This is a genomic window from Sphingobium sp. FG58 (genome assembly GCF_057809055.1).
The window spans coordinates 1-26,161 of sequence record NZ_JBMDJF010000021.1; the positions used below are offsets into that span (position 1 = coordinate 1).

Genomic DNA, 26,161 nt, shown 5'->3' on the forward strand with positions numbered 1-26,161 from the left:
GCGCGCACATCCTGTTCGGGCAGAGTATCAAACACGCTTGGCATTCCACTATCCTTAAGATCAGCGCACGCTCAGCTAGCGAGGAGCGTCTTTGCAATCAGAGTCCGCTGGATCTCGTTCGTGCCGCCAAAAATAGACCAGCATCGACCGTAAAGATACTGATGACCCATGAAACTGGCGCGCTGGGCCGCACTAAACTGTCCAAGGGGTGCCAGGTGCAGATCGTGGGGATCATGGGCACCGCCCAATGGCCCTTCGATCTCCAGCGCCAGTTCAGACAGCTGCTGGAGGATCTCCGTGCTGCGGATTTTCAGGACCGACGCTTCGGGTCCGTCGCGCGACGCGCCTTGCGCCCATTTGGAGATATAGTCCTGCTCCATGGCGCACAGCGTCAACAAAGCAATCTCCGCTCCGGCCAGCTTTTCGGCCAGACGATCCCGCGACGGCGATGGCGGCACATCGGACAGCATCGCCTTGATATTCTTCATCAGGCGCAATTTGGGTCCGGTATCGGCAATCGCGACGCGCTCATGCGACAGCAGGAACTTGGCGATGGTCCACCCCTGCCCTTCGTCGCCCACGAGATTGTCGACCGGAACCCGGACATTATCGAGGAATAGCTGGTTCGTATGATGCTGACCGTCGATGGTGACGATCGGCCTGACCTCAATGCCCGGACTGTTCATGTCGATCAGCAGCATGGAAATCCCGCGCTGGGCCTTGACTTCACGATCCGTGCGCACAAGGCAGTGCATCATGTCGGCCCAGTGCGCCTCGGTCGTCCACATCTTCGTGCCATTGACGATATAATGGTCCCCGTCGCGCACCGCGCTGGTTTTCAAGGAGGCAAGGTCGGACCCGGAATTGGGTTCCGAATAGCCCTGGCACCACCAGGTATCGCTCGACAAGATGCCGGGCAGATATTTTTCGCACTGTTCTTGCGTGCCAAATTCCTGCAACACCGGGCCGATCATGTTAACCCCATAGGGAATGATCATCGGTGCATTGTTGAGCGAGGATTCCTGAAGAAAGATCAGCTGCTGGTCAATCGTCCAGCCTGCCCCGCCATGTTCGACCGGCCAGCCGGCAGCGAACCAGCCCTTATCATGCAGGATTTTCTGCCAACGGACATAATCCTCCTTGTGGATTTCAAGACCGAGTGCGCCCTTGTTGGCGATATCCGCAGGAAGATGGGCGCGAACGAACGCGCGAACTTCGGCGCGGAACGGGGTTTCCTGGACGACATTGACGCCCAGACCGGCATAGCGCGCACGGTGCAGGTCCGCGCTTCCCAGTTCGGCCCGGATGGCGGCCAGACGGCGCATATAATGGCTGACGTCGAGTTCATCACTGACACCCATGCCGCCATGCATCTGCACGGCTTCGTGCCCGATCTTGCGCCCGGCCTCATCGACCAGGGCCTTAGCCGCAGATGCCAGCGCAGACCTGTCCGATCGCCCGGCATCGAACGCGTCGATCGCCAGTTCGGTCAGGACCCGCGCTTCCTCGGCGGTTGCATGCATGTCCGCCGCACGATGCTGCAATGCCTGAAAGGTGCCGAGGGGAACCCCGAATTGCTTGCGCGTCCCCAGATAAGTGTAGGTCGCAGCGTTGAGCGCGACAATAATCCCAGTCGCTTCGGCGGCAAGCGCAATCACGCCCCGCTCGACCGCTTCGACAATCCCGTCGGGACCGCACAGGCGGCGGGCGGCGACATTCGTGAGTTCGATGGTGCCCGCCGATGCGCCGTCGATCATGCGGAAGCTGTCGATGACCATCCCCTCCGCCTTGGCATCGACGAGGAAAGCACCCGCCTCACCGTCCAGCGTCGCGGTGACGACGAACTGATGGGCCAGATCGGCATGGCGGACGGCCAGCTTGCGTCCGGTCAGGCGAATGCCATCAGCGACCGCCAGGGCCTTGCTGCCGGGAAGCGCGAAGGGGTCATACCCTTCCTCATGCGCGAAGGCCGTGATCGCTTCACCCGCGATCAGCCCCGACAAATCCTCGCCCGCGCCGTGCAGGATCGCGCCGCACAGCGCGCTGGCCAGCACCGGCTCGACGACCAGCTTGCGTCCGACTTCCTCCATGACCACGGCAATGTCGCGCATACTGCCGCCAAAGCCGCCCGCCTCTTCGGCAACGGTCGCGCCAAGAATACCCTGCTCGGCAAGGTGCGGCCAGAGTGCCAGCCGATCCGGCTCCTCTGCCGAAAGCCGCCGCCGCCGCTCCTCGAAATCATTTTCGACATCGAGAAGCTTGCCCAGCATGTCGCCGAACATCTGCTGCGTTTCTGTTCTAGCGAACGTCATCTCAATCCTTTTCGTCAGGTTTTGTACGCCCGCGCCTCACCCGTCACTCGAACAGCGTTCCATCGGCGAATATGCCGCCGATCGCCCGGACAAACCGCGCAGCATCCGCGCCGTTGATGACGCGATGATCGTAACTCAGCGAAAGCGGCAGGCATTTCCGCCAGATAATAGCGCCGTCATCGCCAGGGGCTGGCCGAAGCTGAATAGCGGTCGCACCCAGGATCGCGACGTCGGGCGCATTGATGATGGGGGTGAACGCCGTACCTCCGATATGTCCGAGCGAGGTCAGCGACATCGAACTGCCCGACATCTCCGCCATCGACAGGCCCTTGGTCCGCGCCTTTTCCGCGATCGCCGCTATGGCGGCGGCGATATCAGTGAGGGTCATCGTGTCGACGCCCCTCAACACCGGCACGAACAAACCGCCCTGCGTATCGACCGCCACGCCGATGTTCACATATTTCTTGAGAATGATCGACTGGCCATCATCGCTCAACGATGCGTTGAACTGCGGGAAATCAGCCAGCACCCGGCCAAGCGCCCTGACCAGCAGGGCAACCGGGCTGACTTTTGCGCCCGGATTTGCCCTGTTCCAGTCTGCACGCCTGGTTTCGGCCTCGGTCACATCCACTTCATCATGATGCGTGACATGCGGTATCGCCAACCAGTTGCGGCCAAGGAACCTCCCCGTCAGTTTCTGAACGGGGGTGAGTTTCTTGACCTCCACTTCCCCGAATTCGGAGAAATCGGCAACCGGCCAGGCCGGGAGCGACGTGATCAGGCTTTCAAGGCTCATGGCTATTCGATTATACCCAGCACTGTCCCAACGTCATAGGTCTCGCCGGGCTGCATGATGATGCGCAAAGTCCCCGACGCGGGTGCCTCGACCTCATTGGTCGACTTGTCGCTCTCCAACGAAAAGAGCGGCTCACCCTCGACGGCCTGGCCGCCATCGGGTACCAGCCATTCGGACAATTGGCCCTCGCTCATCGAAAAACCCAGTTTGGGAAGCAGAATCTCGGTAGCCATTTAACTATCCTTTCCAGTCACGAGTGCGCGAACCGCAGCTTCGATGCCCGCTGCAGAAGGAACGAAGGCGGTTTCGAGCGGCTTTGAATAGGGCACCGGAGCAAATGCGCCGCCAAGACGTCGGACCGGTGCTTTCAACGTGCCGAAGAAACGATCGCTCAGATCCGCAGCGATCTCGGCACCAACGCCAAACTCCTTCACGGCCTCATGGACAATCAGCGCGCGGTCGGTCTTTTCCACCGAAGCGTAAACCGTTTCCTTGTCCCATGGCGCGATCGTCCGCAAATCGACGACCTCGACCGAGACGCCGCTTTCAGCGAGTGCCGCGGCGGCGGCCATCGCCGGTGCAACCATGGTCGCATAGGTGACGATCGTCAGATCGCTGCCCTCCTGCACGACCTTAGCCTTCCCCAGCGGGATGACTTCCTTGGTAAAAGGGCTGCTGTTCCAGTAGGTCGGCAGATTTTCGATGAAGATGACCGGATCCTCATCCTCGATCGCACTGCGCAACAAACCGTACGCGTCGGTCGGATTGGATGGCGCCACCACCTTGATGCCGGGCGTATGGGCGAACCAGGCTTCCAGATAATCGCTGTGCTGACCGCCGTTCGACATGCCAGCGCCCGTCATCGTGCGGATGACGATGGGAACATGGGTCTGTCCGCCTGACATGAAGCGCAATTTGGCAGCATGATTGATGATCATGTCCATTGCAATGGTGGTGAAGTTCATCAGCATGATTTCGGCGACGACGCGATGTCCCCGCAGGGATGCGCCGATTGCCGTGCCGATGATCGCCTGCTCCGAAATCGGGGTGGATTTGACACGATCGTCGCCGAACGCGGTCGACAGGCCCTTGGTCGCACCGGCCACGCCGCCTTCTTCTCGATCGGCGACATCCTCGCCAAGCACTAGCAGCGTCGGATCGGCGGCGAGCGCATCGTAGAGCGCCAGATTGACGGCCGAAATATTGTTCATGGTCTGCGTTGTCATTATCTTGATCCCTCAGGCCAGTTCGTGGGCGAAGACATCGCGCTTCAATTCAGAAACGTCGGGCCATTCGGCCTCGAATGCCGCCTTTACCGCCTCTTCGATGCGGGCCTTGATATCCGCATCGATCGCGTCGAGTGCTTCCTCACTCGCCGCCTCGTCAGTCAGAACTCGCTTGCGCAAGGTGACGAACGGATCATTCCGCTTCGCCGTTGCTATTTCCTCTTTGGGAATATAGCCCGCAGCGTCGCCGATCAGATGGCCGTTGAAGCGGAAGGTCAGCGCCTCGATCAGCGTAGGCCCCTCGCCCGCCCGCGCACGATCGACCGCGATCTTCGCCGCGCGATACATCTCGTCCACGTCGTTGCCGTTGACCGTCACGCCCGCCATGCCATAGCCGGCGGCGCGCTTCGACAATTGATCGACAGCCGTCGAATTGGCGAAGCTGGTATGTTCGGCATAGCGATTATTCTGGCAGATGAAGATGACCGGCAGCTTCCACAAGGAGGCCAGGTTCAGCGATTCATGGAACGCGCCGATATTGGCGGCACCATCGCCGAAATTGGCGACGGCCACATGGCCCTTACCCTCAAGCTTGGCGGACCAGCCAAGGCCGGTCGCGATCGGCATCGATGATCCAACGACGCCCGTTGTCACCATGCAGCCACTCTCCGGGTGGGTCAGGTGCATCGTCCCGCCCTTGCCCTTGCAACTGCCGGTGATGCGGCCTGCAAGTTCCGCCCACAGCGGGCCAAGCGGAAAGCCTTTGGCGAGCATGTCATGCGTGCCGCGATAGATTGTGCAAATCGTATCACCGTCGTTGAGATTGACCGAAAGCGCCGAAGGAATGATTTCCTGCCCGGCGGGAGAATAATAGGGCGTCATCAGCAAGCCCGCTTTCATCGCCTTGATGACACGCATGTCATTATAGCGAATGAGCGCGGCCTTCTTGTAGATTTCGAGGAGCGTGCCGGCGTCCAATATTGGTAGGTTTGACATCCTGTCCTCCTGGATTATCGTTTGTTCGCAAACAGATCACGGCCGATTATCTGCTTCATCACTTCAGCAGCGCCGCCGGCGATCCGTGCGATCCGCGCATCGATGAATGCGCGCGCGATGGGATATTCGGTCATATAGCCATAGCCGCCAAAAAATTGCAGGCATTCATTGACCACCTTGTTGTGGAGATCGGTGACAAGCAATTTGGCCTTGGCCGCATCGACCGGGCTGAGTTCGCCCTTGAGATGCGTTTCGATGCACCAATCTGTGAACACGCGCAAGGCAGTGGTTTCCGCCGACAATTGCGCGAGCACGAATTGGGTATTCTGGAAATCGGCGATCGTGTGCCCGAACGCCTTGCGTTCGGCGGTATAGTCGACCGTCCACTGGATCGCTGCCTCGCAGACGCAAATGCTGCGGATGGCCTGGGTCAGCCGCTCCTGCGACAATTTCGTCATCAGCATCGCAAAGCCGCGCCCCTCGTCGCCCAGGCGGTTGGCGACAGGCACGCGCATGTCGGCGAAGAACAGCTCGGACGTGTCCTGCGCTTTCAGACCGATCTTCTCCAGATTGCGCCCGCGTTCAAAACCCGCATTGTCGGCCGGAGACAGGATGATGCTGACGCCTTTTGCGCCCGCTTCGGGATCGGTCTTGCACGCAACCAGCGCAAAATCGCAGTTCTGGCCGTTGGAAATATAGGTTTTCTGTCCATTGATCAGATAGTCATCGCCATCGCGAACGGCGCGGGTGCGGATGGCTTTCAGGTCGCTCCCGGCATTGGGTTCGGTCATGGCCACCGCACCGATCGCCTTGCCCGTCACCATCTTAGGCAACCAGGTCTGCTTCAGCTCTTCCGAGCCCCAGGCCAGAATATAGGGCGCGACCATTTCGGAATGGACCATGAAGCCTGGACCGGACATGCCAGCCTTTGCCAACTCTTCGATCACGACGACATTATAGAGCCAGTCCGCGCCGATCCCGCCATAATTTTCGGGAATGTCGCAACAGAGCATGCCGGCCTCGCCAGCCTTGAGCCAGACGTCGCGCGGGACGCGCTGCTGCTTTTCCCACGCATCGTGGAAGGGCACCATTTCGGTTTCGACGAAGCTCCGCACGGTATCACGGAACATCTCATGGTCGGACGAAAATAATGTGCGCTTCATCAGGCGAGCCCCAGAATGGAAATACAGGCGATGCCCTGATAAGGTACGCCGCCCAGATTATGCGTCAGGCCCATGGAGGGCGATGACAGTTGCCTCTCCCCGGTGCGGCCCAGAAGCTGGCTGTAGACCTCATAGGTCATCCGCAGGCCGGTGGCGCCGATCGGATGGCCGAAGCATTTAAGACCGCCGTCGATCTGACACGGCACCTGGCCGGCGGCGTCGTAGAAGCCATCAAGGATGTCGTTGACCGCCTTGCCTTCCTCCGAAATGAACAGATCCTCCATCGTCACCAGTTCGGTGATCGAAAAACAGTCATGCACCTCGATCAGGTTCAACTGGGTGCGCGGATCGGTGATCCCCGCTTCCTTGTAGGCGCGGGTCGCGGCGCTGCGCGTGTTGCGCACATGGCTGCCGTCCCACGTGTTCATCTGGGATTCGACGCCGGAACTGATCGCCAGCTGGATCGCCTTGATCGTCACCAGATCCTTCTTGCCCAGCGCGCGTGCGATCTCCGGCGTCGTCACGATCGCGCAGGCCGCGCCATCGGACACGCCGCAACAATCGAACAGCCCCAGCGGATCGGAAATCATCGGCGCGTTGATGATCGTTTCCATCGGCACCGCCTTGCGCAGATGCGCCTTGGGGCTGTGCACACCATTCTGGTGGCTCTTCCACGACACATGCGCCATACCGCGCTTCAAATCTTCTATCGACATGCCATGTTTGGCGCGATAGCCCGCTGCCAACTGGGCGAACCCGGCCGGTGACGATCCCATCGGCATCCACATATCGTTGAAGGTGCCCTTGAAGGGTATGGGTAGTCCGCCATAGCCCGTGTCCTTGAGCTTTTCCGCTCCAATGGCGACGGCGATGTCGACCGCACCCGATGCGACCGCGTAGGCCGCGCCACGCAAAGCCTCCGTCCCGGTCGCGCACATATTCTCAACGCGCGTGAAGGGAATGCCATCAAGGCGCAGCGCCGTGGAGGCGGGAATGGGCGAATTGCCGACATTCACATTGTCCAGTGCGCTACCATACCAGCCTGCCTCGATCTGCGACCGCTCGATCCCGGCGTCGGCCAGCGCCTCGTCGAACGCTTCGCGCATCAAGGCAGATGAATCGGTATCCCAACGCTCGCCGAATTGCGCACAACCCATGCCCAGGATCGCTACTTTGTCCTTGATGCCTGTCGCCATGATTATGCTCCCGCCGCGCCAGTGGGCGCAGCTTTCCAGAAATAGCGGTTGTAGCCGCGAGAGCGGTCACGCTCCTTGATCCGATACGTCAGCTTGAGCGGCGTCCCGACTTCCAGCCCTTCCGGCCCGACATCGACCACCTCCATCAGGATGCGCGCGCCGTTGTTGAACTGCACGAAGCCGACATAGAGTGGCGGGGCAGGATGGAAGGACAGCCAGTCAGCAGTGTAGGTGAACACCTGCGACGGCTCATCGACCAGCGAATAATCCTCGAACTGGCTAGCTGGCGCATTACAGCCTGGATTGACGCAATATTCGAGTTGAGGAAACTGGATCGTGGCGCATTGCCCGCATTTGCCCGCCACCAGCGCGTCGATTTGCCCACCCGAACGATATTGCTCCGTCAGCGCCGTCTTGGCCACCTTTTCCGACCGCATACCCCATTCCAGATCGATGCCGTCGTAGAAGGAGAGCATACGCAAATAACTGTCTGTCGCGATGCCATTGGCGATTGCACCGCTCACGCCGGTACGCGGCTGCGCGCTGCCAATGGCCGCCGTTACCTCAAACACCAGCGCATCAGCACCCTGTCCAAAACCGACCAGGAGAATCCTGTCGCCCGTAGCCGCCGTTTCCAGCACATGGGCCAGCATGAGCAGAGCATGGGCCGCGCCCGCATATCCGACGCCATCTGACAAGCCGTCCACTGGCTTCCCCGCGAAACCGATCTTCTTGGCCACCGCATCGGCAGCACCGCGCTGTAGCGACGGCATGACGAAATGCGTAAGATCATTCGCAGCGATGCCGGCTTTCGACAATGCCTGAGCAATGGCCTGCGGCGCAAGCTTGGCATAGCCTTCGTCACGAACCCAGCGTTCTTCCCAGAAATAGTCATAACGTTCGCGCGCCGCGCGGAAGTGATCGACAAACGGGGCTGTCACGCTGGCCGCGCCCAGCAACCTTGCCACCACATCGTCGCCCGCGCCCAGCAGGAACGCTGCGGCACCCGCGCCATAGCTTAGTTCCTGCGTGCTGGCAGGCTTTGCAACCGGTGCGTCGCTGGCGATAAACAGGGCCTCTTCGCCCACCTTCAACGCTTGCAGCAGCCCGGACGTGCCGGCACGCTGCGAATAGCCTGTATCACTGCTTGCGATGGCCGTCGGCAAGCCAAGCGCGCTCGCCACAAGCGCGCCATGCTGGAGATCCGCATAAGGCAGGCTGGTCGATGCCAGATACACTGCCTCGATCGCATCGGAGGGCCGGCCGTTGAAACAGTCGCGGGCCGCTTCCACCGCCATGGTGACGGCGTCCTCGTCCCAGCTGGTGAAGGCACGCGCGCCTTTGGCCTGACCGCGCAGATTGGGCGCCATCCACTTGTGCGCGTCCGCGATGAGCGACCGGTCGATCCTTAGACGCGGCACATAGCCGCCAAACCGTTTAATGCCAAAATCTGCCATCGGAACTCCACTCGCGTGTTTGCGACCTGTCAATCTTGCGCGCCGGTCTGCACTGCACTCATGTACCCGACGCGGACGGAAATCTTGCTGGTCGCTTTTCGATGAAGGCACGGACGCCTTCTTCAAAGTCGGCGGTGCCGACCGCCTGCACGATCGCATCGCGTTCCGCTTTGAGCTGCGCGGAAACAGATTGCTGGCCGCTGGAACCGAGCAATGCCTTTGCCTGCCGAACCGCCCCAGCGGGTGCGCGTGCGAACCGTTTCGCCTGCGCCTCCCCTTCCGATGCCAGTTCGGCGGCGGCCACGATACGCGACGCCAGGCCAATCCGGAACGCTTCCTCTGCACCGACGCGCGCGGCAGTCAGGATCAGTTCGGCAGCACGCCGCTCACCGACGACACGCGGCAGAAGCAGACTAACCCCACCGTCAGGCGGCAGGCCGACCCGTTGATGCGAGAACAGGAAAGTGACCGTTTCATCGGCGATCAGATAATCCGCGCCCAGCGCAAACATTAGACCCGCGCCCGCGACTGCACCCTGGCAGACGGCAACAATGGGAACCTCGATCGACAGATAAGCCTCGACCATGCCCCGAACGGCATCAAGCCGCGAGGTAAAGTCAGCACGGCGTGCCTCCACCGGCTGCTCGATGGCGCGCGCGAAACTCCGCACGTCGCCACCGGCCGAAAAATGCGCACCCTCCCCCCGCACTAGCAACACCCGAACGGACGGGTCGCCGGAAATCGAGGAAAAGAGTTCGGTCAGGCCCGGCACAGCTTCCTGCGGTATCGCATTGCCATGCGCAGGCCGGTTGAAGCACAGCGTCAGAACGCCGCCCGCCCGCTCGACCAGATAGGGTGCGCTCTCGCTCATTGGGATCAGAAGGGGTCCCAAGTGAAGACATGCGAGGAAATGTCGAGCGGGTAGAAGCTCGGCTTCATCGCAGGCAGCGCGTGGCTGACGATCGTTTCAGGCGTCCACCCGTCGGACGTCTGCGCCGTGCGGATCGGGCGTGGCTGGCTGAACAGGATGGTCTCATTCATGCGCGAGGAGAATATCTGACCACTGACATCAGCCGCGCCGTCGCTGATCAGGCCGACCGCAAGCGGTGCGATCTTATCCGGCGTCATCCGCTTGGCGATTTCGAGGCGCTTGCGATTGGCTTCGTCGTTGGCCGGAATCGTGCCGACCATGCGCGTGAAAGCGAACGGCGCGATGCAGTTGGACCGGACATTGAAACGCTGCATGTCGATAGCGATCGACTTGGACAGACCTGCGACGCCCAGCTTGGCGGCCGAATAATTGGCCTGGCCCATGTTGCCGATGAGACCGCTGGTCGATGTCATATGGACGAACGCGCCGCTGCCCTGCTCCTTGAAATAAGGTGCCGCAGCGCGCGAGACGTAGAAATAGCCGTCGAGATTGACCGCGCGAACCAGGTCCCAATCTTCCTTGGTCATCTTGTGGAAGATGACGTCGCGCAGGATACCGGCATTGTTGACGACAGCGTCGATCTTGCCGAACGCCTTGATCGCGTCCTGGATGATCTCTTCGGCGGATTCCCATGTCGCAATCGAATGGAAGCTCGGCGCGGCGATACCGCCGGCGGCAGTGATTTCATCGACAGTGCGTTGGGCAGGGGTGGTATCCGCTCCGCCACCGGCAGCAGCGCCGCCAAGGTCGTTCACGAGCACGCTGGCACCGCAAGCGGCCGCAAGCTTGGCGATTTCAGCCCCAACGCCATTGCCGGCACCGGTTACGATGACAACCTTGCCTGCAAGAATTCCCGACTGACTCATGCTTCATCCCATCTTTCTAATTTATGGTATCGACTACAGCGTTAGCACTTAGTGTCAATATACTAATTCTATGCCACGCCTCCAATCGTTGCGCTTCCGCGATCCAGCACCACCAGATCGCGTTCTACCGAACGGCACCGGAAGCGAACGGCGCCTCCTTCCAGGAAAAATTCAACGCGGATCGTTTCGCCCGGGAAAACCGGCTTGCTGAAACGCACCTCCATCGCCTTCAACCGCGCAGGATCGCCATCGCACAAGCGGCTGATGATCGCGCGCGCGGCCAGCCCCATGGTGCAGAGGCCATGAAGGATCGGTCGATCGAAACCCGCCTTGCGGGCGACCGAAGGGCTGGCATGGATCGGGTTCAGGTCGCCGCTCAAGCGATAGATCAGCGCGATTTGCGGCAAAGTGGAAATGTCCAGCACATCGTCGGGATCGCCATCAGGGATCGCCGCCAGACCGGGGCCAATGTCGCCAAATCCACCCTGCCCACCGTCGCCGCGCAGAAATAATGTCTGCGTGACGGTCGCGCACAACAACTCGCTGTCCCTGTCATAAAGGCGCTTCTGCATCTTCATGATCGCGCCCTTGTCGGCACCTTTATCTTCGATGCTCAGGATCGAATAGTCACCGCGCATGCGGCCCTCGGCGGGAATAGTGGAGTGGATTTCGAACGCCTGTTCAGCGTGCAGCACCTTGACCCAATCGATGCCCAATTCCGGTCGATCTATCCAGAAGCCGGGATGCGCAATCGTATTGCACATGGCCGGCACGGCCTTGAGGCCCTTTTCATAGACGAACGCCAATTGCGTTTCATCTGTAGGGTCGCTTCCGTAACCCAGCCCCAACGCATAGAGGATGGTTTCCGGTGCCGAATAATCGTGATGCTTATCGTCGAGCTTGAAACGTTGTAATATGTCCAAATTCACGATGCCCGGCTCCCCTGAATCGAATAATGTTGACTCGCTTAGCCCATTTAGGATTTAGGTACAAGAAGGCTGGAAAGTTGCGATCTGTCGGGATGACGGAACGGCACCGACGTTATCATCACGGCCGGATAGGTAGGCGTTGGACATGAGCGATACGGCTTCATCGACTCGGACATAGCCCATAATGCTGGAAATGGATGACCCATGAGCGACGTTATCGACGATAGAAGGATCGAGGAGCGCGCTGCGCAGCATGGGCTGACGTCGCGCGTGGAGTGCGCGCAGGCGATCCGGTCATTGCTCGATAATTTTTCTTGTTCGATGGCTGACGATGCGCAGCTGGATGAGGCGGCCGCACGCATTCGCATGGTATCGGAACTGCTGGCTGGACAACCCAGCCGACCGGCCCATGTGCGCTTCATCGAAGGCATGTTGACCGGCTTGGGCGAACTGAGCGAGCTTGGCCCATTCACCGGCAGGCTTCATCCTCTGCCTCCACCTTTCAAACTAGTCCTCAATGGCGACCGGGCGGAAGCCTATGCCACTTACAGCCACCCGCACCAGGGGCCGCCCGGACTTCTCCAAGGGGGGTTCATTGCGGCCACGTTCGACGAATTGCTGGGTATCGTTCAGGCAGGCGTCCTGAGGATGACGGTCGACCTTCAGATCGCCTATCGAGCGCCAACGCCGCTTTATAAAGAGCTTCGCTATACGACATGGCTAGACCGGATCGACGGACGCAAAGCCTATGCGAAGGGGACATTGCATGATGGTGATCGGCTGTGCGCCGAGGCCAGCGGCGTGTTCGTGGAGCCACGGCAACGACCCTTTTGATAAAAAGAATAGAGATTCAGTCACCAAAGCATGTGACGGTGAGAGGATAAGAGAATGTCGACGCACACAACCTATTGTCGCAACTGTGCCGCTGCTTGCGGCCTGAAGGTCACGCACGAGGACGGCGTCATTCAGGACATCAGGGGTGATCGCGATCATCCGGTCTCGCAAGGCTATTTCTGCATCAAAGGTGCAGCGACCAAGGACTTTCACAATGGCGAAGACCGGTTGCTGGGCAGTCGACGACGCAATGCGGATGGAACGTTCGAAGACATCGACGCCGAAACGGCGATGGATGAGATTCACGAAAAGTTAAGCGCGATTATTGCCCAATACGGAATTGAGTCCGTCGCGCTTTACTACGGTACCGGGTCCAACTGCAATGTGCTCAGTGTGCCTGCGGCGAAGGCGTGGATGGATGCCATCGGTTCGCCCTATCTTTTCTCAAGCATGACCGTGGACCAGTCAGCCAAATGGGTTACCGCCGGTCGCATGGGCGTGTATCTGGCTGGCAAACATAAATTGCCTGAAGCCGATGTGCTGATGATCGTTGGCACCAATCCGGCAGCGTCGCACGCCTGCTACGGCATGCCTTCGCCTAACCCGATCAAGCATATGCGGGACGCGCGCAAGGCAGGCACGACCTTTATCGTGGTGGACCCGCGCAAAACCGAACTGGCGCGCTCCGCCGATCTCCATCTGCCCGTGCGACCGGGCCAAGACGCAGCGCTGTTTGCCGGATTGATCCGCATCGTTCTGGAAGAGGGCCTTGACGACAAGGCCTTCTGCGCGCGTTTCACGACCTCGCTTGAGCGCCTGCGCGCCGCAGTCGCGCCGTTCACGCCTGATCATGTAGCCGCGCGTACCGGCATCGACTCCGACACGCTGTACAAGGCCGCGCGGATTTTCGCTGGCGCGCGCCGCAAGTCGGCGCTGACGGGCACGGGATCGGCCATGGGGCTCAACTCCAACCTGGCCGAGCAAATGATAGAGGCGCTCACCGCGATCTGCGGCGGCTATCGTCGGGCGGGAGATATTATCCACAACAACGGCTATTATGGCGAAACGCCAGCGCAGGAAGCGGTGCTGCCGCCGAACCGGACCTGGGAAAATGGCCCCAAGCTGCGTACCGTCGATATCGGTCCGATCGGCGGCGAATATCCGACCTCACGTCTGCCCCAGGAGATAGTGGGCAATGAGAAAGGACGGATTCGTGCGCTGATTCATTTGGGTGGCAATCTGGTCAAGGCGCTGCCAGAGCCGGATCGGACGATCCCGATGATCGAGCAGCTCGATTTGCTCGTCTCGATCGATGTGCGGGACAATGTGACGAGCCGCATGGCGGATTATCTGATCGCGACCAGCGGCCATTATGAACATCATGATTTCAACCTGGCGCTGGAATACATGCTGCCGACTACCTTTGCGCAAATTGCCGAGCCATTCCTGACGAAACCCGCAGGCGTGATTGAAGACTGGGAGTTTTTTCGAGGCATGGCCCATCGCATGGGTAAGACATTGCACATGCGTCGTCCATTTTATGGAATGGCACATCGCGACATACCTGGGCCAGAACTGGAAATTACGGACCAGACCACGGGCGAGGACCTCATACGCTGGCTCGCCGACGGCGGTCGCAGCAATTATGATGAACTCAGGGCCAATCCGGGCGGGGTCCATTTCCCGGAGGCTGAGGCGGTTGTCCAAGTCGCGAACGACGACGATAGCGCCCGGCTCGACCTGTGCCCATCCGATGTAGAAGATGAGCTTCGGGGCGTGTATGAGGCGCAGGACGATCTGGCCGACTATCCGTTTCGGGTCATATCGCGTCGGCTTATCGAGGTGATGAACAGCGCCTACACGCAAGCGAGCCAGACCCGTCGCCGCTTCCCGACCAACCCGATCTACATGAATGTGGAGGACATGACCCGACTCGACGTGGCAGAAGGTGGCACAGTCAGGCTAACAGGCCGAACGGGCGGGGTCGTTATAGGTCGCGTTCGCAAGGATACGGGTCTACAATCGGGCGTTATCGCCATGTGTCATGGTTGGGGGAACCCGGAACTGCCTGGTGAGCAGGATCCTGACGTATTTTCCGGTCGGCTCGTGTCACTCGACCAAGATCTTGAATCCATCAATTTCATGCCCAGACAAAGTTCGGTGCCCGTGCAAGCGCAACGGCACGATGCCTAACAAGACCGCAGCAGACACTATTAAGGAGTATTTATGAAGATCGGAATTATCGGCGCCGGCAATATCGGCGCCACCCTTGCCCGCAAACTCGTCGATGCGGGCCATGACGTCAAGATCGCCAATTCCAAGGGGCCGGATACGTTGGCTGACATCGCCAAGGACACTGGCGCTCAGGCGGTGACGAAAGAAGATGCGGTCAAGAATGTCGATACGGTCATCCTGTCCATACCATTTCTCAGCTATCAGACGCTGACCAGCCTGCTCAGCGGCGTCCCGTCCGATGTCATCGTGATCGACACATCCAATTACTATCCTTTCCGCGACGGCGTTCTCGACGGCCTCGATAATGGCACGCCCGAAAGCGTCTGGGTCGGCGAACATATCGGTCGGCCGGTCGTCAAAGCGTGGAATGCCGTCTTGGCGGCCACACTTGCGGAACGGGGCAAGCCGAAAGGTACGGAAGGTCGGATCGCTCTGCCGGTCGCCGGCGACGATGACCGCGCAAAGGCTGTAGCGATGGAATTGGTCGAGGCGACGGGTTTCGATGCCCTGAATGCTGGCTCCCTGGCCGATTCATGGCGGCAGCAACCCGGCACGCCAGCCTATTGCACCGAACTGGCGATCGACGAACTGAAGCCCGCGCTTCTCGCCGCCGACAGGCAGCGAGCGCCTGTAAATCGCGAAACGCTGATAAAGGGCTTTATGGAGAATTACGGTAAACTTTCGCACGATGATACGGTCGCGATGAATCGCGCCGGTACTGCCTGAGAAAAGGCTGCGGATCGACCGGCAAGCCGATCCGCAGCACATGTTCAGCGTGCGTTGCAGTTCCCGGAGGTAGCGGATGAAGTTCGGAATTAGCTGCAGCCAGATTCTTGGCCACACTCCGACTGCCGGTGACATCCTGTCGATGGCCAGAGAAGCCGAAAAGATCGGATATCACTCGATCATGTTGGGCGATCATATCCTGACGCCGAACTGTTTCGATGACTCGAACTATCCGGCCGGCACATTCGACGCCGCAACACCCTGGTATGAACCGTTCGTCCTGCTCTCTGCGCTCGCGGGCGCGACGACAACGATCCGACTGGGCACGGGCATCGCGGTGATCCCTTATCGTCCCCCCATTCAACAGGCACAGGCGATCGCGACGCTCGACTTCATAAGCGAAGGGCGTTTTTACTATGGCGCAGGGATCGGATGGATGCGCGAGGAGTTTGATGCGCTCGGGGTTTCCTTCGACGAACGCGGTCGGCGCAGCGACGAATATCTCGAACTCATCACGCTGCTGCTGTCGGGACGACCCGAAGGATATAAGGGCCAGTTTGTCGATTTTCCCGGAGGGCGTCTCAATCCGCTTCCCCATCAAAAGCCCTACCCGCCCATCATCATCGGCGGAGAATCGCCGCCCGCTATCCGGCGTATCGCGGGATATGGCGACGGATTTTATATCAACTGGAAAAGCCTGCCCGAACTCGACCTGTTCATCACTGCTCTGACCGATCAAATGGAGCGCAACGGGCGCGCCGTTTCAAGCCTCTACAAACAGATCGCGACCACCGATGTCGCCTTCATCCGCGCAGCAAAGGATATGCTGCCCGACTATGCGGCGCGGGGCGTGAACGAGATCATCTTCAGCCCCGTGTGCGATACTCCCGCTGAAGGGATGGAGGCGATCAAGGCATTCGCCGACGAGTTTTTCTGACCCTAAGGCAAGACATACACAAGCCTGTCACACACGCAGATGAACGCTCGATCAATATGTGGCGTTCGTGACGCCGCCATCGATCACCAAGCTCTGCCCGGTGATATAGTTCGACTGCTGGCTACAGAACATCGCCGCGATGGCGCCGAAGTCGATCTCCGACCCGAAGCGCCCAACCGGAATGCCGATCGTCTTGATCGCCTCCTCCAACTCTGCCTCCAGGCTGATCCCCTTTTCCGCCGCGCGTTTGTCATAGATTTCGCGGATCCCGTCTGTGTCGTGCATCGCAGGCAGAAGAGAATTGATCGTCACGCCATGCGGGGCGATCACCTTGGCGACCGCCACGGTATAGTTGACCAGCGCGGCCCGCGGCGCGCCGGACAAGATGCGCCAGGGATGAGGAAATTTCACCGCAGCGGTGGCGATATTGACAATGCGGCCCCATCCCCGATCGCACATGCCATCGACGATGGTGCGGATAAACTCAACGGGTGAGATGAAGGTCATGTCCAGGTTCGCACGCCAGTCCGCGTCCGAAATCTGTCGGAAATCCTCGATATAGGGCGGAGGCGAACAGGTGCCGACGAAAATGTCCGGCTCAGGGCAGAGCTCCAATACACGCTCGCGTCCTTCCGCTGTCGCGTGATCCGCAACGATCGCCCGCACCTGCGCGCCGGTAGTGCTGCGAATTTTCTCGCAGGCTGTTTGCAGCCGTGCCTCATTACGCGCAGAAATGAAAAGGTTAACCCCCTCGCCACCCAAGGCCATGGCGGTGCCAAATCCGAGTCCCGCGCTACCGCCATTGATGATGGCGTTACGCCCCCTGATCCCAAGGTCCATCGTTCCTGATCCTTTCCGCCTGCTCGATTATCTCTGCATCTGCACCCGCTTCCAGTATGACGCCGGTTTGTTCGGTCAGGCCATTTGTAGATGCGTTAAAGTTGCAAGCCACCATCGACGGCCAGCGACTGCCCCGTGATATATTTCCCCTTCTCAGACAGCAGGAAGGTGACGGCGTCCGCGACATCCTGCGCCGTACCGAATGCCTTCATCGGCAGCATCCTGCGAATACCGTCCACCCATTCCTCGATCCCCGGCTTTGAAATCAACTCGCCGCCCAGGCCCGCATTGATGAACCCCGGCGCGACACAGTTGGAGCGGATGCCGAAACGCCCTTCTTCCAAAGCGATGCCCCGGAACAGCATTTCGATAGCCGCCTTGGGCGCTGCCGAACAAATGTCGCGCAGTGGCACTTTTTCAACGGCGGCCGTGATGACGGCCACCAGGGCACCGCCACCACCCGCCTTCAGATGTGGCAGCGTCGCCCAGACGAGATTGAAGGCGGCCTGGACGTCATTGTCGAAAACCTGCTTCCATTCGGCTGGCGTGATCGTGTTTAGGAACTTCATCGGAATGTGCGGGCCGGCGGCGTAGACGACCGAATGCACACGGCCAAATTGCTCGGCGGCGGCGTCGACAAAAGCCTTCATGGCGTCAGCGTCGGTATGATCCACGGACATGGCCATTGCCTGACGCCCCGCAGCCTCAACCTTGGAGACGACTGCATCAGACGCTTCCTTTCGCGACCGATATGTGAAGGCGACATTCGCGCCGGCAATGGCCAGTCCTTCGCAGATCGCAGAGCCAATGCCCCCACTGCCGCCAGCGACGATCGCCACGCCGTCTGTAAACATCCTCTCCATCTACGTTCCTTCTTTTCCTCTTGTAGGCGCAACCCATATGGTGCACCCCTCCAAAATCAGAATTAGTTCGTGTATACTATACTGAGGAAATCAAATGCCCAACCCCGAAATTATCATCACCGAAAGCGAAAGTGTGATTCACGTCGCTTTCAACCGGCCGGAAAAATACAACGCCATCAGCATGGACATGCTCGACGGCCTGCGCGACGCGACGGCGCGGCTGCGCGATCGCGATGACCTGCGCGCGATGCTGTTAACGGCCAACGGCAAATATTTCTCCGCCGGCATCGACCTCAACGGCGGCCTCGCGCCCGATGCGTCGATCAAGAGTCCCAAGGCGTTTCGTAATTGGTATCGGCAGGGTGCCGGCAGTCTGCATGGCCTTGGCGACGAATGGGAAGCGATTGAAAAGCCGATCGTCGTCGCCTTTCAGGGACCGTGCCTCGGCGGCGCGCTGGAATTGTCGCTCTGCGCCGATTTCCGCCTCGCCAGCACCGGCGCTCGCTTCGGCCTACCGGAAATCAGCTTTGGCGCATTGCCCGGATCGGGCGGCACCAGCCGCCTCGTTCGGCTGGCGGGGCCGCATTGGGCGCGCTGGCTGGTACTCGCCAATCGGCAGGTCGATGCGGATCGGGCGCTGGCCATCGGTCTGGTTCACGATGTCGTCCCGCAGGAAGAACTGGCCGACAACGCCCTCGCCTTCTGCCGCTCGCTGGCGGCCCTCCCGCCCGAAGCATTCGGCGCGGGCAAACTGGCGATCGAACTGGCGACCGATCTGGATCGCGCCCAGGCACGCAATGTCGAACGCCTGGCCGTCAGTGGACTGTTCCAGGGCGCCGAACTGCATGATCTGATGCGGGCCATGCAGGAAAAGCTGGCCTCCAAAAAAAGCTGAGGCAGGAACGTCAGAGCTTTTCGATAAAGCTTCGCCAATGCGCGGTCAGGTCGGCACGGTGATCGGGCGCAGCAATGGCGATCAACGCGGCGGCACGCTCTGAATGGGTGCCGCCGCGCAGGTCTGCCAGGCCAAATTCGGTCACTACGATATCGACATCCATCCGGCCCAGCGACACCGGCCCCGCCCCTGCATTGGGCGCGACGATCCGGCTGATGGTGCCCTTGGCGGCGGTGGCTGCCAGCGCAACGATCCGCAGCCCGTCGGCCAGTTTAGCACCCCGCGCGAAATCGCTCGCGCCGCCCGGACCCGACATGAAACCCTTCGGCCCGACTTCGGCGTATACCTGGCCGAACAGGTCCACTTCAGTCGCCGAATTGATGGCAATGAAATCGCGAATGGCCCTGATGGCCAAGCCATCATGCGTGAGTGCTACAGGTGCGAACCGGTAAGCCGGACCGGTGATCGCCTGATAGAGCCGCTCTGAACCGATTGCGACGCCGGCCATCACCGCCGCGCCGGGCGCAAGCGCCCCCGCCTCCTCCAGATCGACCACGGCATCGCCGATCAAACCGGAATGCACGCGCAGATTGCGCCGCCCCGTCAAGGCGCGAAATACAGCGCCCGGCACCTTTCCCAACCCGGTCTGCAACGTCGCACCATCGGGAACCAGCGGCGCTATATATCCTGCAATCGCGTCGGAAACGGCATCGCTGCCGCTGTCGGGCATACCCAGAAGCGGCTGTGGCGACTCGACCATCGCCGTGATGCTCGTCAGCGGAATGCGCGCCTCGCCGCGCGTGCGCGGCATCAGTGGATTGATATGCGCCAGACGCACGGGGATCGATGGCCAGAGTTCCGCCAGGAAATCAACGGTCGAGCCGAAGCTGCAGATCCCGTCCTCGTCAGGCGGCGAGAGCATCATCAAAGCCGCGTCGGGGGGAGCATATCGCAACCGCTGCCGGATATCGGCATAGCAAAGCGGGAGAAATGTTACCGCGTCCCCCGCCGCCTTGAGTTCCGGCGTGAGGAAAAACGTCTCCGTCTTACAGGACAGATTGGCCAGATAGGTTCGGCGATTGAGGGCGGGAACGAAGATGCCGGTGAACGTCATGGCACCCAGCGCTTCGCCGGCGCGATCCAGCGCATCTGCGAACAGCAACGACTCGGCCGAGCAGCCTGACACAATCGTTCGTCCGCCGACGGGAAGGCGCGCTACGAGAGCATCGGCATCTGCTTCGATCGACATAATTGGCAAGCCCCCTCCGCGCAGTCGCGACCGGAACTGCAATTGGAATATTTACAAGCGGGCCGGTTGCTGTCAATCAGCATCTAGTATGTAGAGCCTAGAGGATATCCGAGAGAATGGCGGGTTTGTATTTCGACCAGTTCACGGTCGGCCAGACATTTCAGCACGAGATACGTCGGACGGTGACGGACATGGACAATATGCTGTTCTCGTCACTGACCTATAATCCCGCGCCCATTCATATCGATCACGCCTATGCGGCGGGAACCGAGTTCGGCAAGCCTTTGATGAACTCCATATTCACGCTGGGCCTCGTGATCGGTCTGTCCATACAGGACACAACGCTCGGCACGACCGTCGGCAATCTGGGCATGAGCGAAACCAAATTTCCAAATCCCGTTTTCTCCGGCGATACCATCCGCGCGGAAACGCGCGTCGATGCCCTGCGATCGAGCGCATCCCGACCCGGCCAGGGCATCGTCACGTTTGAGCATATCGGTTTCAACCAGCGCGACGAGATCGTCTGCTCGACCAAGCGCAACGCGCTCATGATGGGAAGCCCGGCATGAGGTTGCGTTCCATGCTTTTTGTGCCCGGCGACAGTGAACGAAAGTTCGCCAAGGGATCGTCTGCGGGTGCCGATGCGCTGATCCTGGATCTGGAGGACGCAGTCGCTCCGTCGATGAAGGACGCTGCGCGCGCGCATGTGGCTTCCCTGCTGGATGATCGCGCCGAACGATCCTGGCGCTTTTTCGTGCGCGTCAATCCATTCGATACCGACATGACATTTGATGACATGGCGGCAGTCGTTAAGCCTGGGCTGGACGGGTTGCTGATCCCCAAGGCAAATTCCGCGCAAGATCTCGTGCGGATCGGTACCGAGCTGGATCGGCTGGAAAGCCAGACCGGCATGGCAGCAGGAACGGTCAAACTGGCCGTCGTCGCAACGGAAACCGCGCAGGCCATGTTCAATCTTGGCAGCTATGCGCCCGCTCATCCGCGCCTGGTCGCCATGACATGGGGGGCGGAAGATCTGGCGGCGGCCATCGGCGCGACTGACAATAAGGAAGAGGATGGCAGCTGGACCTTCCCCTACCAGGTTGCGCGCGCCCAATGCCTGTTCGCGGCCACCGCAGCGGAGGTGCTGCCCCTCGACACGCTCTATGCTGATTTTCGCGATCCGCAGGGGCTGGAAAAAGACTGTCGCCGCGCCCGCCGCGACGGTTTCGTCGGGCGTGTAGCCATCCATCCTGATCAGGTGGACGTCATCAACCGGGCCTTTTCGCCCTCGCCTGAACAGATCGCCGAAGCGCAGGCGATCATCGATGCCTTTGCTGCGTCTCCGGACGCTGGCACGCTAGGCATCAACGGAAAAATGTACGACATCCCTCATCTCAAGGCCGCACGCCGAACGCTGGCAGGAGTAAAATAATGTCCTCACCCCGCCCCCTCCCCACCCAGGAAGAACGCGATGTCATCCGCGAAGGCGTGCGCGCCGTCGTGACGCGGTTTGACGATGAATATTGGCTCGCCCGCGACGAGGACGGTGTCTTTCCGTTCGAGTTCCACAAGGCGATGGCCGATGGCGGATGGCTGGGGATAACCATGCCCGAAGAATTTGGCGGGGCGGGGCTGGGCGTTACCGAAGCAGCCGTGATGATGAACGAAGTGGCCAATCATGGCGGCGGGATGACCGCGGCATCGGCCATCCATGTCAATCTGTTCGGTCCCCATCCCATTGTCGTGAAGGGGACACCGGAACAGAAAGCCCGTTGGGTCCCGCGTTTGATTTCGGGTGAGGATCAGGTCGCGTTCGGCGTGACCGAGCCGGACGCGGGCCTCAACACGACGCGGATCAAGACGTTCGCCGAAAAGGTGCCGGGCGGCTATGTCGTGCACGGGCAAAAGGTCTGGACATCGACCGCACAGGTGGCCAGCAAGATATTGTTGCTGACGCGCACCACCAAGTTTGAGGATTGCGCACGGCCCACGGACGGCATCACGATCTTCTACACCGATCTGGACAGGACCAAGATCGACGTTCACAAAATCCCGAAGATGGGCCGCAAGGCGGTGGATTCCAACGCGATCTTCATCGATGGCCTGTTCATTCCCGAGGAAGACAGGATCGGCGAGGAAGGCAAGGGCTTTTCCTATCTGCTCCACAGTCTGAACCCTGAACGAATCTTGCTGGCGGCAGAAGCGATTGGCCTGGGGCAGGACGCCCTGCGCCGCGCGTCGAAATATGCCCGTGAACGCATCGTGTTCGATCGCCCGATCGGGCAGAATCAGGGGATACAACATCCGCTGGCGGAGCGCTGGATGTACCTCGAAAGCGCATGGCAGATGACGATGAAGGGCGCTGAACTATATGACAGCGGCCTGCCATGTGGTGCAGAGGCCAATAGTGCCAAATTCCTGGGCGCACGCGCCGGCCATGACGCCTGTTGGCAAGCGGTGGCGACGCATGGCGGGTTCGGCTATGCGAAGGAATATCATGTCGAACGGCTCTATCGCGAAGTCGCCATTGCGCGCATTGCGCCAATCACCGAGCAGTTGATCATGTGCTTCATCGCGGAGAAGGTGCTGGATCTCCCGAAAAGCTACTGAATCCGCTATTGGATCGAGCGACAAGCAAAAGAGCGCGCGTGGCACGCGGCCCCGGCGCTCTTTTGTTTACCCCGCTACCGTCAGGATTATGAAATTATCTGGGGCGGAAACATGGGAAGAATGGTGCGCTTTTCAAACTGCCAGCCATCCGACGTCCTGACATAGCTGTCTTCATAGCGGATATAATGGCGGACATGGCCACCGCTGCGTGTATTGGCTTCGACCAGCGCGAACACGCCCCCAGTCGCCCGGCTTTCATCCCAATTCAGGATCACGTGGTTCATCATCAGATGCACCACATGCAGCACATCGGCCTTTAGTTCCGCGCCATAGACCGCGATCGCCTCGCGACCGGCGTAGGTGCCCATGCCCGCGGGGCTTTCGTCGAGCACCCCATCCGGGGTGAACAGACCGGCCCATGCGTCGATCTGCCAGAGGTCGATATAATAGGCATATCGGTTGACCAATTCCTGCAAGGCAAACCTGTCATCTGCATTCAGCATATTTGCTCCTCTCGGCATGACGGCATCGTCGATGATGATTCGCCCCCGATGCCTGACTACCCGCGCGTACACTTGACACCACGGAGGAGCATAATATGTAGTATGTCAGTACTAGACCTGTCAAATGGCCATTCCAATGCCGGGAGATATGCGCGATATAGCCAGGTGTTCCGCCAAGCGTTGCCCAGCGAACAGAGATATTCGTTCATGGCGAGCAAGCGGCAGACGAACGGCCGGCGGGTCCGATCAACAGACCGGTTTCTAAGGAGCAGTAGATGCAGAAGTTTAAGAGAGGTCATGCGGAATATCGTGGGATCGTCGATGCGCCAATCGACGACGTCTGGGAACTGCTGACCGACTGGGCCAATTTTGAACGCTGGTGGATAAAGCCCGAAGATGGCGGTCGCCCCGGTCCAAATATCGCCAGCGTCGAACTGCTAGGCGCGCCTGATGAAGTACCCCGGACCCGCATCGTGCGCCACGTCACCGGCTCGGCTGTCGATGAAAAGCTCTGGATGCAGGACGATGCCACCAAGCGTATCGTTTATGACATGGTTTTTCGCCCGAACCCCGGCGGCGCAGAATTGCGCAACGAGTTCAGAAACTATCTGGCCACGACCATGCTCGACAGCCTGCCCACCGGCGAAACCTTGATGACGTTCAAGTCGGAATTCGACGTGATCGAGGAAGCCGACCTGAACCTTATGATCTCGCTGATCGAAAGAACCTATTCGGACGCAATCCTGAACGGGTTCAGGCAATATTTCGCGAGGCAAAAGGCACAGACCGTCCCGGCCTGATTGCGCCGAAACAACGATATGACGCTGCTTGCTGGAAGGCGCGAAAGGCAACGTCCAATAGCGCATGGCCTAACATGCAACGGCCCTGACTTTGTCGTCGAAAGCCTGCGCAGCTACTTGGCTCCGTTGGCTTTCGCCTCCCCTCGCCTCCGCCGGACGGGAAGGCAAAGATGCACATTTTTTCGGCATTTGACCGTCAAACCTGTCGATGTGGTCTGCGTCATCGGGGAGGCCGGGTTTGAAACGATCATCAACGGATGTTTCGGCTCCCGCAAGCCCACGGCCGCGACGTTGGCCTGATAGACGTAAGGATTATTCGCATGTCGGTAGATTATGACATTGTCGTCGTTGGGGGAGGTGGCGCAGGTTTGTCGGCCGCCTACCACGCCGCCAGGAACGGTGCCTCTGTGATGCTGGTAGAGGCCGGCCCGACGCTAGGTGGCGCTACCGCACTTGCCGGCGGCGTCGTCTATGCGGCAGGAACGAGCGTCCAGCGGGCGGCTGGCATCGTCGATTCCGCTGAAGATATGTTCCAGTATATGATGACTCTCAACCAATGGTCGATCAAGCCCGCCTTGGCGAAGAGGCTCTGTGACAACGGTACCCATATTATCGATTGGCTGATCGAACTGGGCAATGAATTTCCTCCTGATCTGGTGATTGAATCGGGTGTTGGCGGGCGCCCGCGGGGTCATCAGTCGGTCGATGCAGGGTTCGGCATCGCAAGATCGCTGATAAACGCGATCGGCGCGCAGGGGGTCGAGGTCGCGCTTGGCTCGCGTGTATCCGACCTGTTGGTCGAGGATGGCAGGGTGGTGGGAATCCGGTGCGGCGATATCGACTTACGCGCCCATGCGGTCATCGTCACGACTGGTGGATTTGCCAATAATCCCGAGATGGTCAAGCGGCTCTGGCCGACGGCGGCAGCGCATGGCGGTCGGCTGACCTCCTTCTATGCCGAAGCGCCCTACAATGTTGGCGACGGCATCCTTCTTGCCGAGCGGGCGGGTGCCAACATAATGGGGATCGATAACGGACTGTTGGTCATGTCGCCCAATTTCAAGCCGGACATGTCCTATGCTCTTCCTGAGTGGGCGATGGTGGTTAATCGGGACGGCAAGCGTTTCGTTCCTGAAGATGCCTCATACGCCGTATGCGGCTATCTGGTAAACGAGCAGCCGGAAATGCGCTGCTTTGCCATTTTCGATGAAGAGGCCTTGCTGGACGCCTGTGCCGACGACAGCGTTTTCAAAGTCTATATCAACGATCCGGGTAACGACAGCTGGCGTGTCGACGTGATCCGCGATCAGGTTGCAAAAGGCCGGGTCAAGGTCGCGGACACGATCACCGAACTGGCGAAGAGATCCGACATAGATCCGATCACTCTTGAACTGACCGTCAATCGCTACAACGATCTTATGGACCGGGGCAAAGACGTGGATTTCTTCAAGGAGACCGCCAAATATCTGCCCATCCGCACCGGCCCCTTCTATGCTGTCGAAATCCGTGCGACTGCCATGGTTTCGTGCCATGCGGGGATTGAAATAGACGCCGATGGGCATGTGCTGGACGGCCATGGCCGCGTGATTCAGGGGCTTTACGCGGGCGGAGAGGTGCTGGGCTGTACGCTGGGGCGTCGCTATATTGGCGGTGGCATCGGCATTGCGAACGCGCTGACTTTCGGTCGCATCGCGGGAGAGACAGCTGCCGCAGAATGCGCGCAGATGCACCAGATCATAAGCTGACGCCTATCTGCTTCAATGGAATGCCCGTCCATCGACCAACCCATGCCGCTTG

25 protein-coding genes are annotated in these 26,161 nt (G+C 59.9%); 10 read left to right on the forward strand and 15 right to left on the reverse strand.

The window, feature by feature from the left end; all coding sequences use genetic code 11:
- Window positions 1–71: 71 nt before the first annotated feature.
- The 11 genes from ACODR8_RS17350 to ACODR8_RS17400 all read right to left on the reverse strand — a co-directional run bounded on the left by ACODR8_RS17350 (window position 72) and on the right by ACODR8_RS17400 (window position 11,872).
- Window positions 72–2,312, reverse strand: a complete 2,241-nt coding sequence (locus ACODR8_RS17350; protein ID WP_489008418.1) for an acyl-CoA dehydrogenase family protein — start codon at window positions 2,310–2,312, stop codon at window positions 72–74.
- 43 nt (window positions 2,313–2,355) lie between these two features.
- Complete coding sequence (locus tag ACODR8_RS17355) at window positions 2,356–3,108, reverse strand: 2-oxo acid dehydrogenase subunit E2 (protein ID WP_489008419.1); 753 nt, start codon at window positions 3,106–3,108, stop codon at window positions 2,356–2,358.
- Window positions 3,109–3,110: 2 nt separating this feature from the next.
- Window positions 3,111–3,341, reverse strand: a complete 231-nt coding sequence (locus ACODR8_RS17360) for a biotin/lipoyl-containing protein (RefSeq protein ID WP_224551141.1) — start codon at window positions 3,339–3,341, stop codon at window positions 3,111–3,113.
- Entirely contained in the window at window positions 3,342–4,334 is a 993-nt protein-coding gene (locus ACODR8_RS17365) for an alpha-ketoacid dehydrogenase subunit beta (protein WP_489008420.1), read from the reverse strand.
- 12 nt (window positions 4,335–4,346) lie between these two features.
- A complete protein-coding gene (locus ACODR8_RS17370) occupies window positions 4,347–5,330 on the reverse strand; it encodes a thiamine pyrophosphate-dependent dehydrogenase E1 component subunit alpha (RefSeq protein ID WP_489008421.1) in 984 nt (327 codons plus the stop codon).
- Window positions 5,331–5,344: 14 nt separating this feature from the next.
- Window positions 5,345–6,493: an acyl-CoA dehydrogenase family protein gene (locus tag ACODR8_RS17375; RefSeq protein ID WP_224551138.1), complete on the reverse strand. Its 1,149-nt coding sequence runs from the start codon at window positions 6,491–6,493 to the stop codon at window positions 5,345–5,347.
- A complete protein-coding gene (locus ACODR8_RS17380; RefSeq protein WP_489008422.1) occupies window positions 6,493–7,689 on the reverse strand; it encodes an acetyl-CoA acetyltransferase in 1,197 nt (398 codons plus the stop codon). The genes ACODR8_RS17375 and ACODR8_RS17380 overlap by 1 nt, the downstream gene beginning before the upstream one ends.
- 2 nt (window positions 7,690–7,691) lie before the next feature.
- Window positions 7,692–9,146 carry a 3-oxoacyl-[acyl-carrier-protein] synthase III C-terminal domain-containing protein gene (locus tag ACODR8_RS17385; protein ID WP_489008423.1) on the reverse strand — a complete coding sequence of 485 codons (1,455 nt, stop codon included), beginning with the start codon at window positions 9,144–9,146 and terminating at the stop codon, window positions 7,692–7,694.
- 58 nt (window positions 9,147–9,204) lie between these two features.
- On the reverse strand, window positions 9,205–10,017 hold the full coding sequence (locus ACODR8_RS17390; RefSeq protein ID WP_489008424.1) for an enoyl-CoA hydratase/isomerase family protein: 813 nt from the start codon (window positions 10,015–10,017) through the stop codon (window positions 9,205–9,207).
- Between the two features lie 5 nt (window positions 10,018–10,022).
- A complete protein-coding gene (locus ACODR8_RS17395; RefSeq protein ID WP_224551134.1) occupies window positions 10,023–10,943 on the reverse strand; it encodes an SDR family NAD(P)-dependent oxidoreductase in 921 nt (306 codons plus the stop codon).
- 68 nt (window positions 10,944–11,011) lie between these two features.
- The gene (locus ACODR8_RS17400; protein ID WP_489008425.1) at window positions 11,012–11,872 is read right to left on the reverse strand and encodes a MaoC/PaaZ C-terminal domain-containing protein; all 861 of its coding nucleotides are present in this window, start codon (window positions 11,870–11,872) and stop codon (window positions 11,012–11,014) included.
- A 321-nt stretch (window positions 11,873–12,193) separates the two neighbouring features.
- Here ACODR8_RS17400 and ACODR8_RS17405 point away from each other — a divergent pair, with 321 nt between their 5' ends.
- The 4 genes from ACODR8_RS17405 to ACODR8_RS17420 all read left to right on the forward strand — a co-directional run bounded on the left by ACODR8_RS17405 (window position 12,194) and on the right by ACODR8_RS17420 (window position 16,604).
- Complete coding sequence (locus ACODR8_RS17405; RefSeq protein WP_489008426.1) at window positions 12,194–12,706, forward strand: PaaI family thioesterase; 513 nt, start codon at window positions 12,194–12,196, stop codon at window positions 12,704–12,706.
- A 54-nt stretch (window positions 12,707–12,760) separates the two neighbouring features.
- Window positions 12,761–14,899, forward strand: coding sequence for a molybdopterin-containing oxidoreductase family protein (locus ACODR8_RS17410; RefSeq protein WP_489008427.1), 2,139 nt, complete (start codon window positions 12,761–12,763; stop codon window positions 14,897–14,899).
- A 33-nt stretch (window positions 14,900–14,932) separates the two neighbouring features.
- Window positions 14,933–15,667 (forward strand): NADPH-dependent F420 reductase, encoded by a 735-nt coding sequence (locus ACODR8_RS17415; protein ID WP_489008428.1) that lies wholly within the window; start codon window positions 14,933–14,935, stop codon window positions 15,665–15,667.
- A 76-nt stretch (window positions 15,668–15,743) separates the two neighbouring features.
- Window positions 15,744–16,604 (forward strand): TIGR03619 family F420-dependent LLM class oxidoreductase, encoded by an 861-nt coding sequence (locus ACODR8_RS17420; RefSeq protein ID WP_489008429.1) that lies wholly within the window; start codon window positions 15,744–15,746, stop codon window positions 16,602–16,604.
- A gap of 51 nt (window positions 16,605–16,655) precedes the next feature.
- Here ACODR8_RS17420 and ACODR8_RS17425 read toward each other — a convergent pair whose 3' ends face one another.
- Both ACODR8_RS17425 and ACODR8_RS17430 read right to left on the reverse strand, forming a co-directional pair.
- Window positions 16,656–17,444 carry an SDR family oxidoreductase gene (locus ACODR8_RS17425; RefSeq protein ID WP_489008430.1) on the reverse strand — a complete coding sequence of 263 codons (789 nt, stop codon included), beginning with the start codon at window positions 17,442–17,444 and terminating at the stop codon, window positions 16,656–16,658.
- 95 nt (window positions 17,445–17,539) lie between these two features.
- On the reverse strand, window positions 17,540–18,307 hold the full coding sequence (locus ACODR8_RS17430) for an SDR family NAD(P)-dependent oxidoreductase (RefSeq protein WP_489008431.1): 768 nt from the start codon (window positions 18,305–18,307) through the stop codon (window positions 17,540–17,542).
- 94 nt (window positions 18,308–18,401) lie between these two features.
- Between ACODR8_RS17430 and ACODR8_RS17435 the strand changes: the two genes are divergently transcribed.
- The gene (locus ACODR8_RS17435; RefSeq protein ID WP_489008432.1) at window positions 18,402–19,202 is read left to right on the forward strand and encodes an enoyl-CoA hydratase/isomerase family protein; all 801 of its coding nucleotides are present in this window, start codon (window positions 18,402–18,404) and stop codon (window positions 19,200–19,202) included.
- Window positions 19,203–19,212: 10 nt separating this feature from the next.
- Here ACODR8_RS17435 and ACODR8_RS17440 read toward each other — a convergent pair whose 3' ends face one another.
- Entirely contained in the window at window positions 19,213–20,451 is a 1,239-nt protein-coding gene (locus ACODR8_RS17440; RefSeq protein ID WP_489008433.1) for an acetyl-CoA hydrolase/transferase family protein, read from the reverse strand.
- Between the two features lie 116 nt (window positions 20,452–20,567).
- Here ACODR8_RS17440 and ACODR8_RS17445 point away from each other — a divergent pair, with 116 nt between their 5' ends.
- From ACODR8_RS17445 to ACODR8_RS17455, 3 genes are read left to right on the forward strand one after another with little or no spacing between them, the layout of a single operon-like run.
- The gene (locus tag ACODR8_RS17445; RefSeq protein WP_489008434.1) at window positions 20,568–21,020 is read left to right on the forward strand and encodes a MaoC family dehydratase; all 453 of its coding nucleotides are present in this window, start codon (window positions 20,568–20,570) and stop codon (window positions 21,018–21,020) included.
- Window positions 21,021–21,031: 11 nt separating this feature from the next.
- Window positions 21,032–21,883 (forward strand): HpcH/HpaI aldolase/citrate lyase family protein, encoded by an 852-nt coding sequence (locus ACODR8_RS17450; protein ID WP_489008435.1) that lies wholly within the window; start codon window positions 21,032–21,034, stop codon window positions 21,881–21,883.
- Window positions 21,883–23,061, forward strand: a complete 1,179-nt coding sequence (locus ACODR8_RS17455) for an acyl-CoA dehydrogenase family protein (protein WP_489008436.1) — start codon at window positions 21,883–21,885, stop codon at window positions 23,059–23,061. Before ACODR8_RS17450 ends, ACODR8_RS17455 begins: the two co-directional genes overlap by 1 nt.
- Window positions 23,062–23,147: 86 nt before the next feature.
- On the opposite strand, the gene ACODR8_RS17460 is transcribed toward ACODR8_RS17455, so the two are convergent.
- Window positions 23,148–23,564, reverse strand: coding sequence for a nuclear transport factor 2 family protein (locus ACODR8_RS17460; protein WP_224551122.1), 417 nt, complete (start codon window positions 23,562–23,564; stop codon window positions 23,148–23,150).
- Window positions 23,565–23,839: 275 nt separating this feature from the next.
- Between ACODR8_RS17460 and ACODR8_RS17465 the strand changes: the two genes are divergently transcribed.
- A complete protein-coding gene (locus ACODR8_RS17465; RefSeq protein ID WP_224551121.1) occupies window positions 23,840–24,364 on the forward strand; it encodes an SRPBCC family protein in 525 nt (174 codons plus the stop codon).
- Window positions 24,365–24,684: 320 nt separating this feature from the next.
- Complete coding sequence (locus tag ACODR8_RS17470) at window positions 24,685–26,109, forward strand: FAD-dependent oxidoreductase (protein WP_489008437.1); 1,425 nt, start codon at window positions 24,685–24,687, stop codon at window positions 26,107–26,109.
- The last annotated feature ends 52 nt before the right edge of the window (window positions 26,110–26,161 follow it).

Excerpts from the sequence above, each read along its gene's own strand:
- ACODR8_RS17460 (WP_224551122.1), bottom strand. The coding sequence starts at position 23,564 with ATGCTGAATGCAGATGACAGGTTTGCCTTGCAGGAATTGGTCAACCGA.
- ACODR8_RS17445 (WP_489008434.1), top strand. The coding sequence starts at position 20,568 with ATGGCGGGTTTGTATTTCGACCAGTTCACGGTCGGCCAGACATTTCAG.
- ACODR8_RS17435 (WP_489008432.1), top strand. The coding sequence starts at position 18,402 with ATGCCCAACCCCGAAATTATCATCACCGAAAGCGAAAGTGTGATTCAC.
- ACODR8_RS17370 (WP_489008421.1), bottom strand. The coding sequence starts at position 5,330 with ATGTCAAACCTACCAATATTGGACGCCGGCACGCTCCTCGAAATCTAC.
- ACODR8_RS17375 (WP_224551138.1), bottom strand. The coding sequence starts at position 6,493 with ATGAAGCGCACATTATTTTCGTCCGACCATGAGATGTTCCGTGATACC.
- ACODR8_RS17425 (WP_489008430.1), bottom strand. The coding sequence starts at position 17,444 with ATGGACCTTGGGATCAGGGGGCGTAACGCCATCATCAATGGCGGTAGC.
- ACODR8_RS17355 (WP_489008419.1), bottom strand. The coding sequence starts at position 3,108 with ATGAGCCTTGAAAGCCTGATCACGTCGCTCCCGGCCTGGCCGGTTGCC.
- ACODR8_RS17430 (WP_489008431.1), bottom strand. The coding sequence starts at position 18,307 with ATGGAGAGGATGTTTACAGACGGCGTGGCGATCGTCGCTGGCGGCAGT.
- ACODR8_RS17405 (WP_489008426.1), top strand. The coding sequence starts at position 12,194 with ATGGCTGACGATGCGCAGCTGGATGAGGCGGCCGCACGCATTCGCATG.
- ACODR8_RS17465 (WP_224551121.1), top strand. The coding sequence starts at position 23,840 with ATGCAGAAGTTTAAGAGAGGTCATGCGGAATATCGTGGGATCGTCGAT.
- ACODR8_RS17365 (WP_489008420.1), bottom strand. The coding sequence starts at position 4,334 with ATGACAACGCAGACCATGAACAATATTTCGGCCGTCAATCTGGCGCTC.
- ACODR8_RS17350 (WP_489008418.1), bottom strand. The coding sequence starts at position 2,312 with ATGACGTTCGCTAGAACAGAAACGCAGCAGATGTTCGGCGACATGCTG.
- ACODR8_RS17420 (WP_489008429.1), top strand. The coding sequence starts at position 15,744 with ATGAAGTTCGGAATTAGCTGCAGCCAGATTCTTGGCCACACTCCGACT.
- ACODR8_RS17440 (WP_489008433.1), bottom strand. The coding sequence starts at position 20,451 with ATGTCGATCGAAGCAGATGCCGATGCTCTCGTAGCGCGCCTTCCCGTC.
- ACODR8_RS17470 (WP_489008437.1), top strand. The coding sequence starts at position 24,685 with ATGTCGGTAGATTATGACATTGTCGTCGTTGGGGGAGGTGGCGCAGGT.
- ACODR8_RS17450 (WP_489008435.1), top strand. The coding sequence starts at position 21,032 with ATGCTTTTTGTGCCCGGCGACAGTGAACGAAAGTTCGCCAAGGGATCG.
- ACODR8_RS17455 (WP_489008436.1), top strand. The coding sequence starts at position 21,883 with ATGTCCTCACCCCGCCCCCTCCCCACCCAGGAAGAACGCGATGTCATC.
- ACODR8_RS17390 (WP_489008424.1), bottom strand. The coding sequence starts at position 10,017 with ATGAGCGAGAGCGCACCCTATCTGGTCGAGCGGGCGGGCGGCGTTCTG.
- ACODR8_RS17385 (WP_489008423.1), bottom strand. The coding sequence starts at position 9,146 with ATGGCAGATTTTGGCATTAAACGGTTTGGCGGCTATGTGCCGCGTCTA.
- ACODR8_RS17380 (WP_489008422.1), bottom strand. The coding sequence starts at position 7,689 with ATGGCGACAGGCATCAAGGACAAAGTAGCGATCCTGGGCATGGGTTGT.
- ACODR8_RS17410 (WP_489008427.1), top strand. The coding sequence starts at position 12,761 with ATGTCGACGCACACAACCTATTGTCGCAACTGTGCCGCTGCTTGCGGC.
- ACODR8_RS17395 (WP_224551134.1), bottom strand. The coding sequence starts at position 10,943 with ATGAGTCAGTCGGGAATTCTTGCAGGCAAGGTTGTCATCGTAACCGGT.
- ACODR8_RS17415 (WP_489008428.1), top strand. The coding sequence starts at position 14,933 with ATGAAGATCGGAATTATCGGCGCCGGCAATATCGGCGCCACCCTTGCC.
- ACODR8_RS17360 (WP_224551141.1), bottom strand. The coding sequence starts at position 3,341 with ATGGCTACCGAGATTCTGCTTCCCAAACTGGGTTTTTCGATGAGCGAG.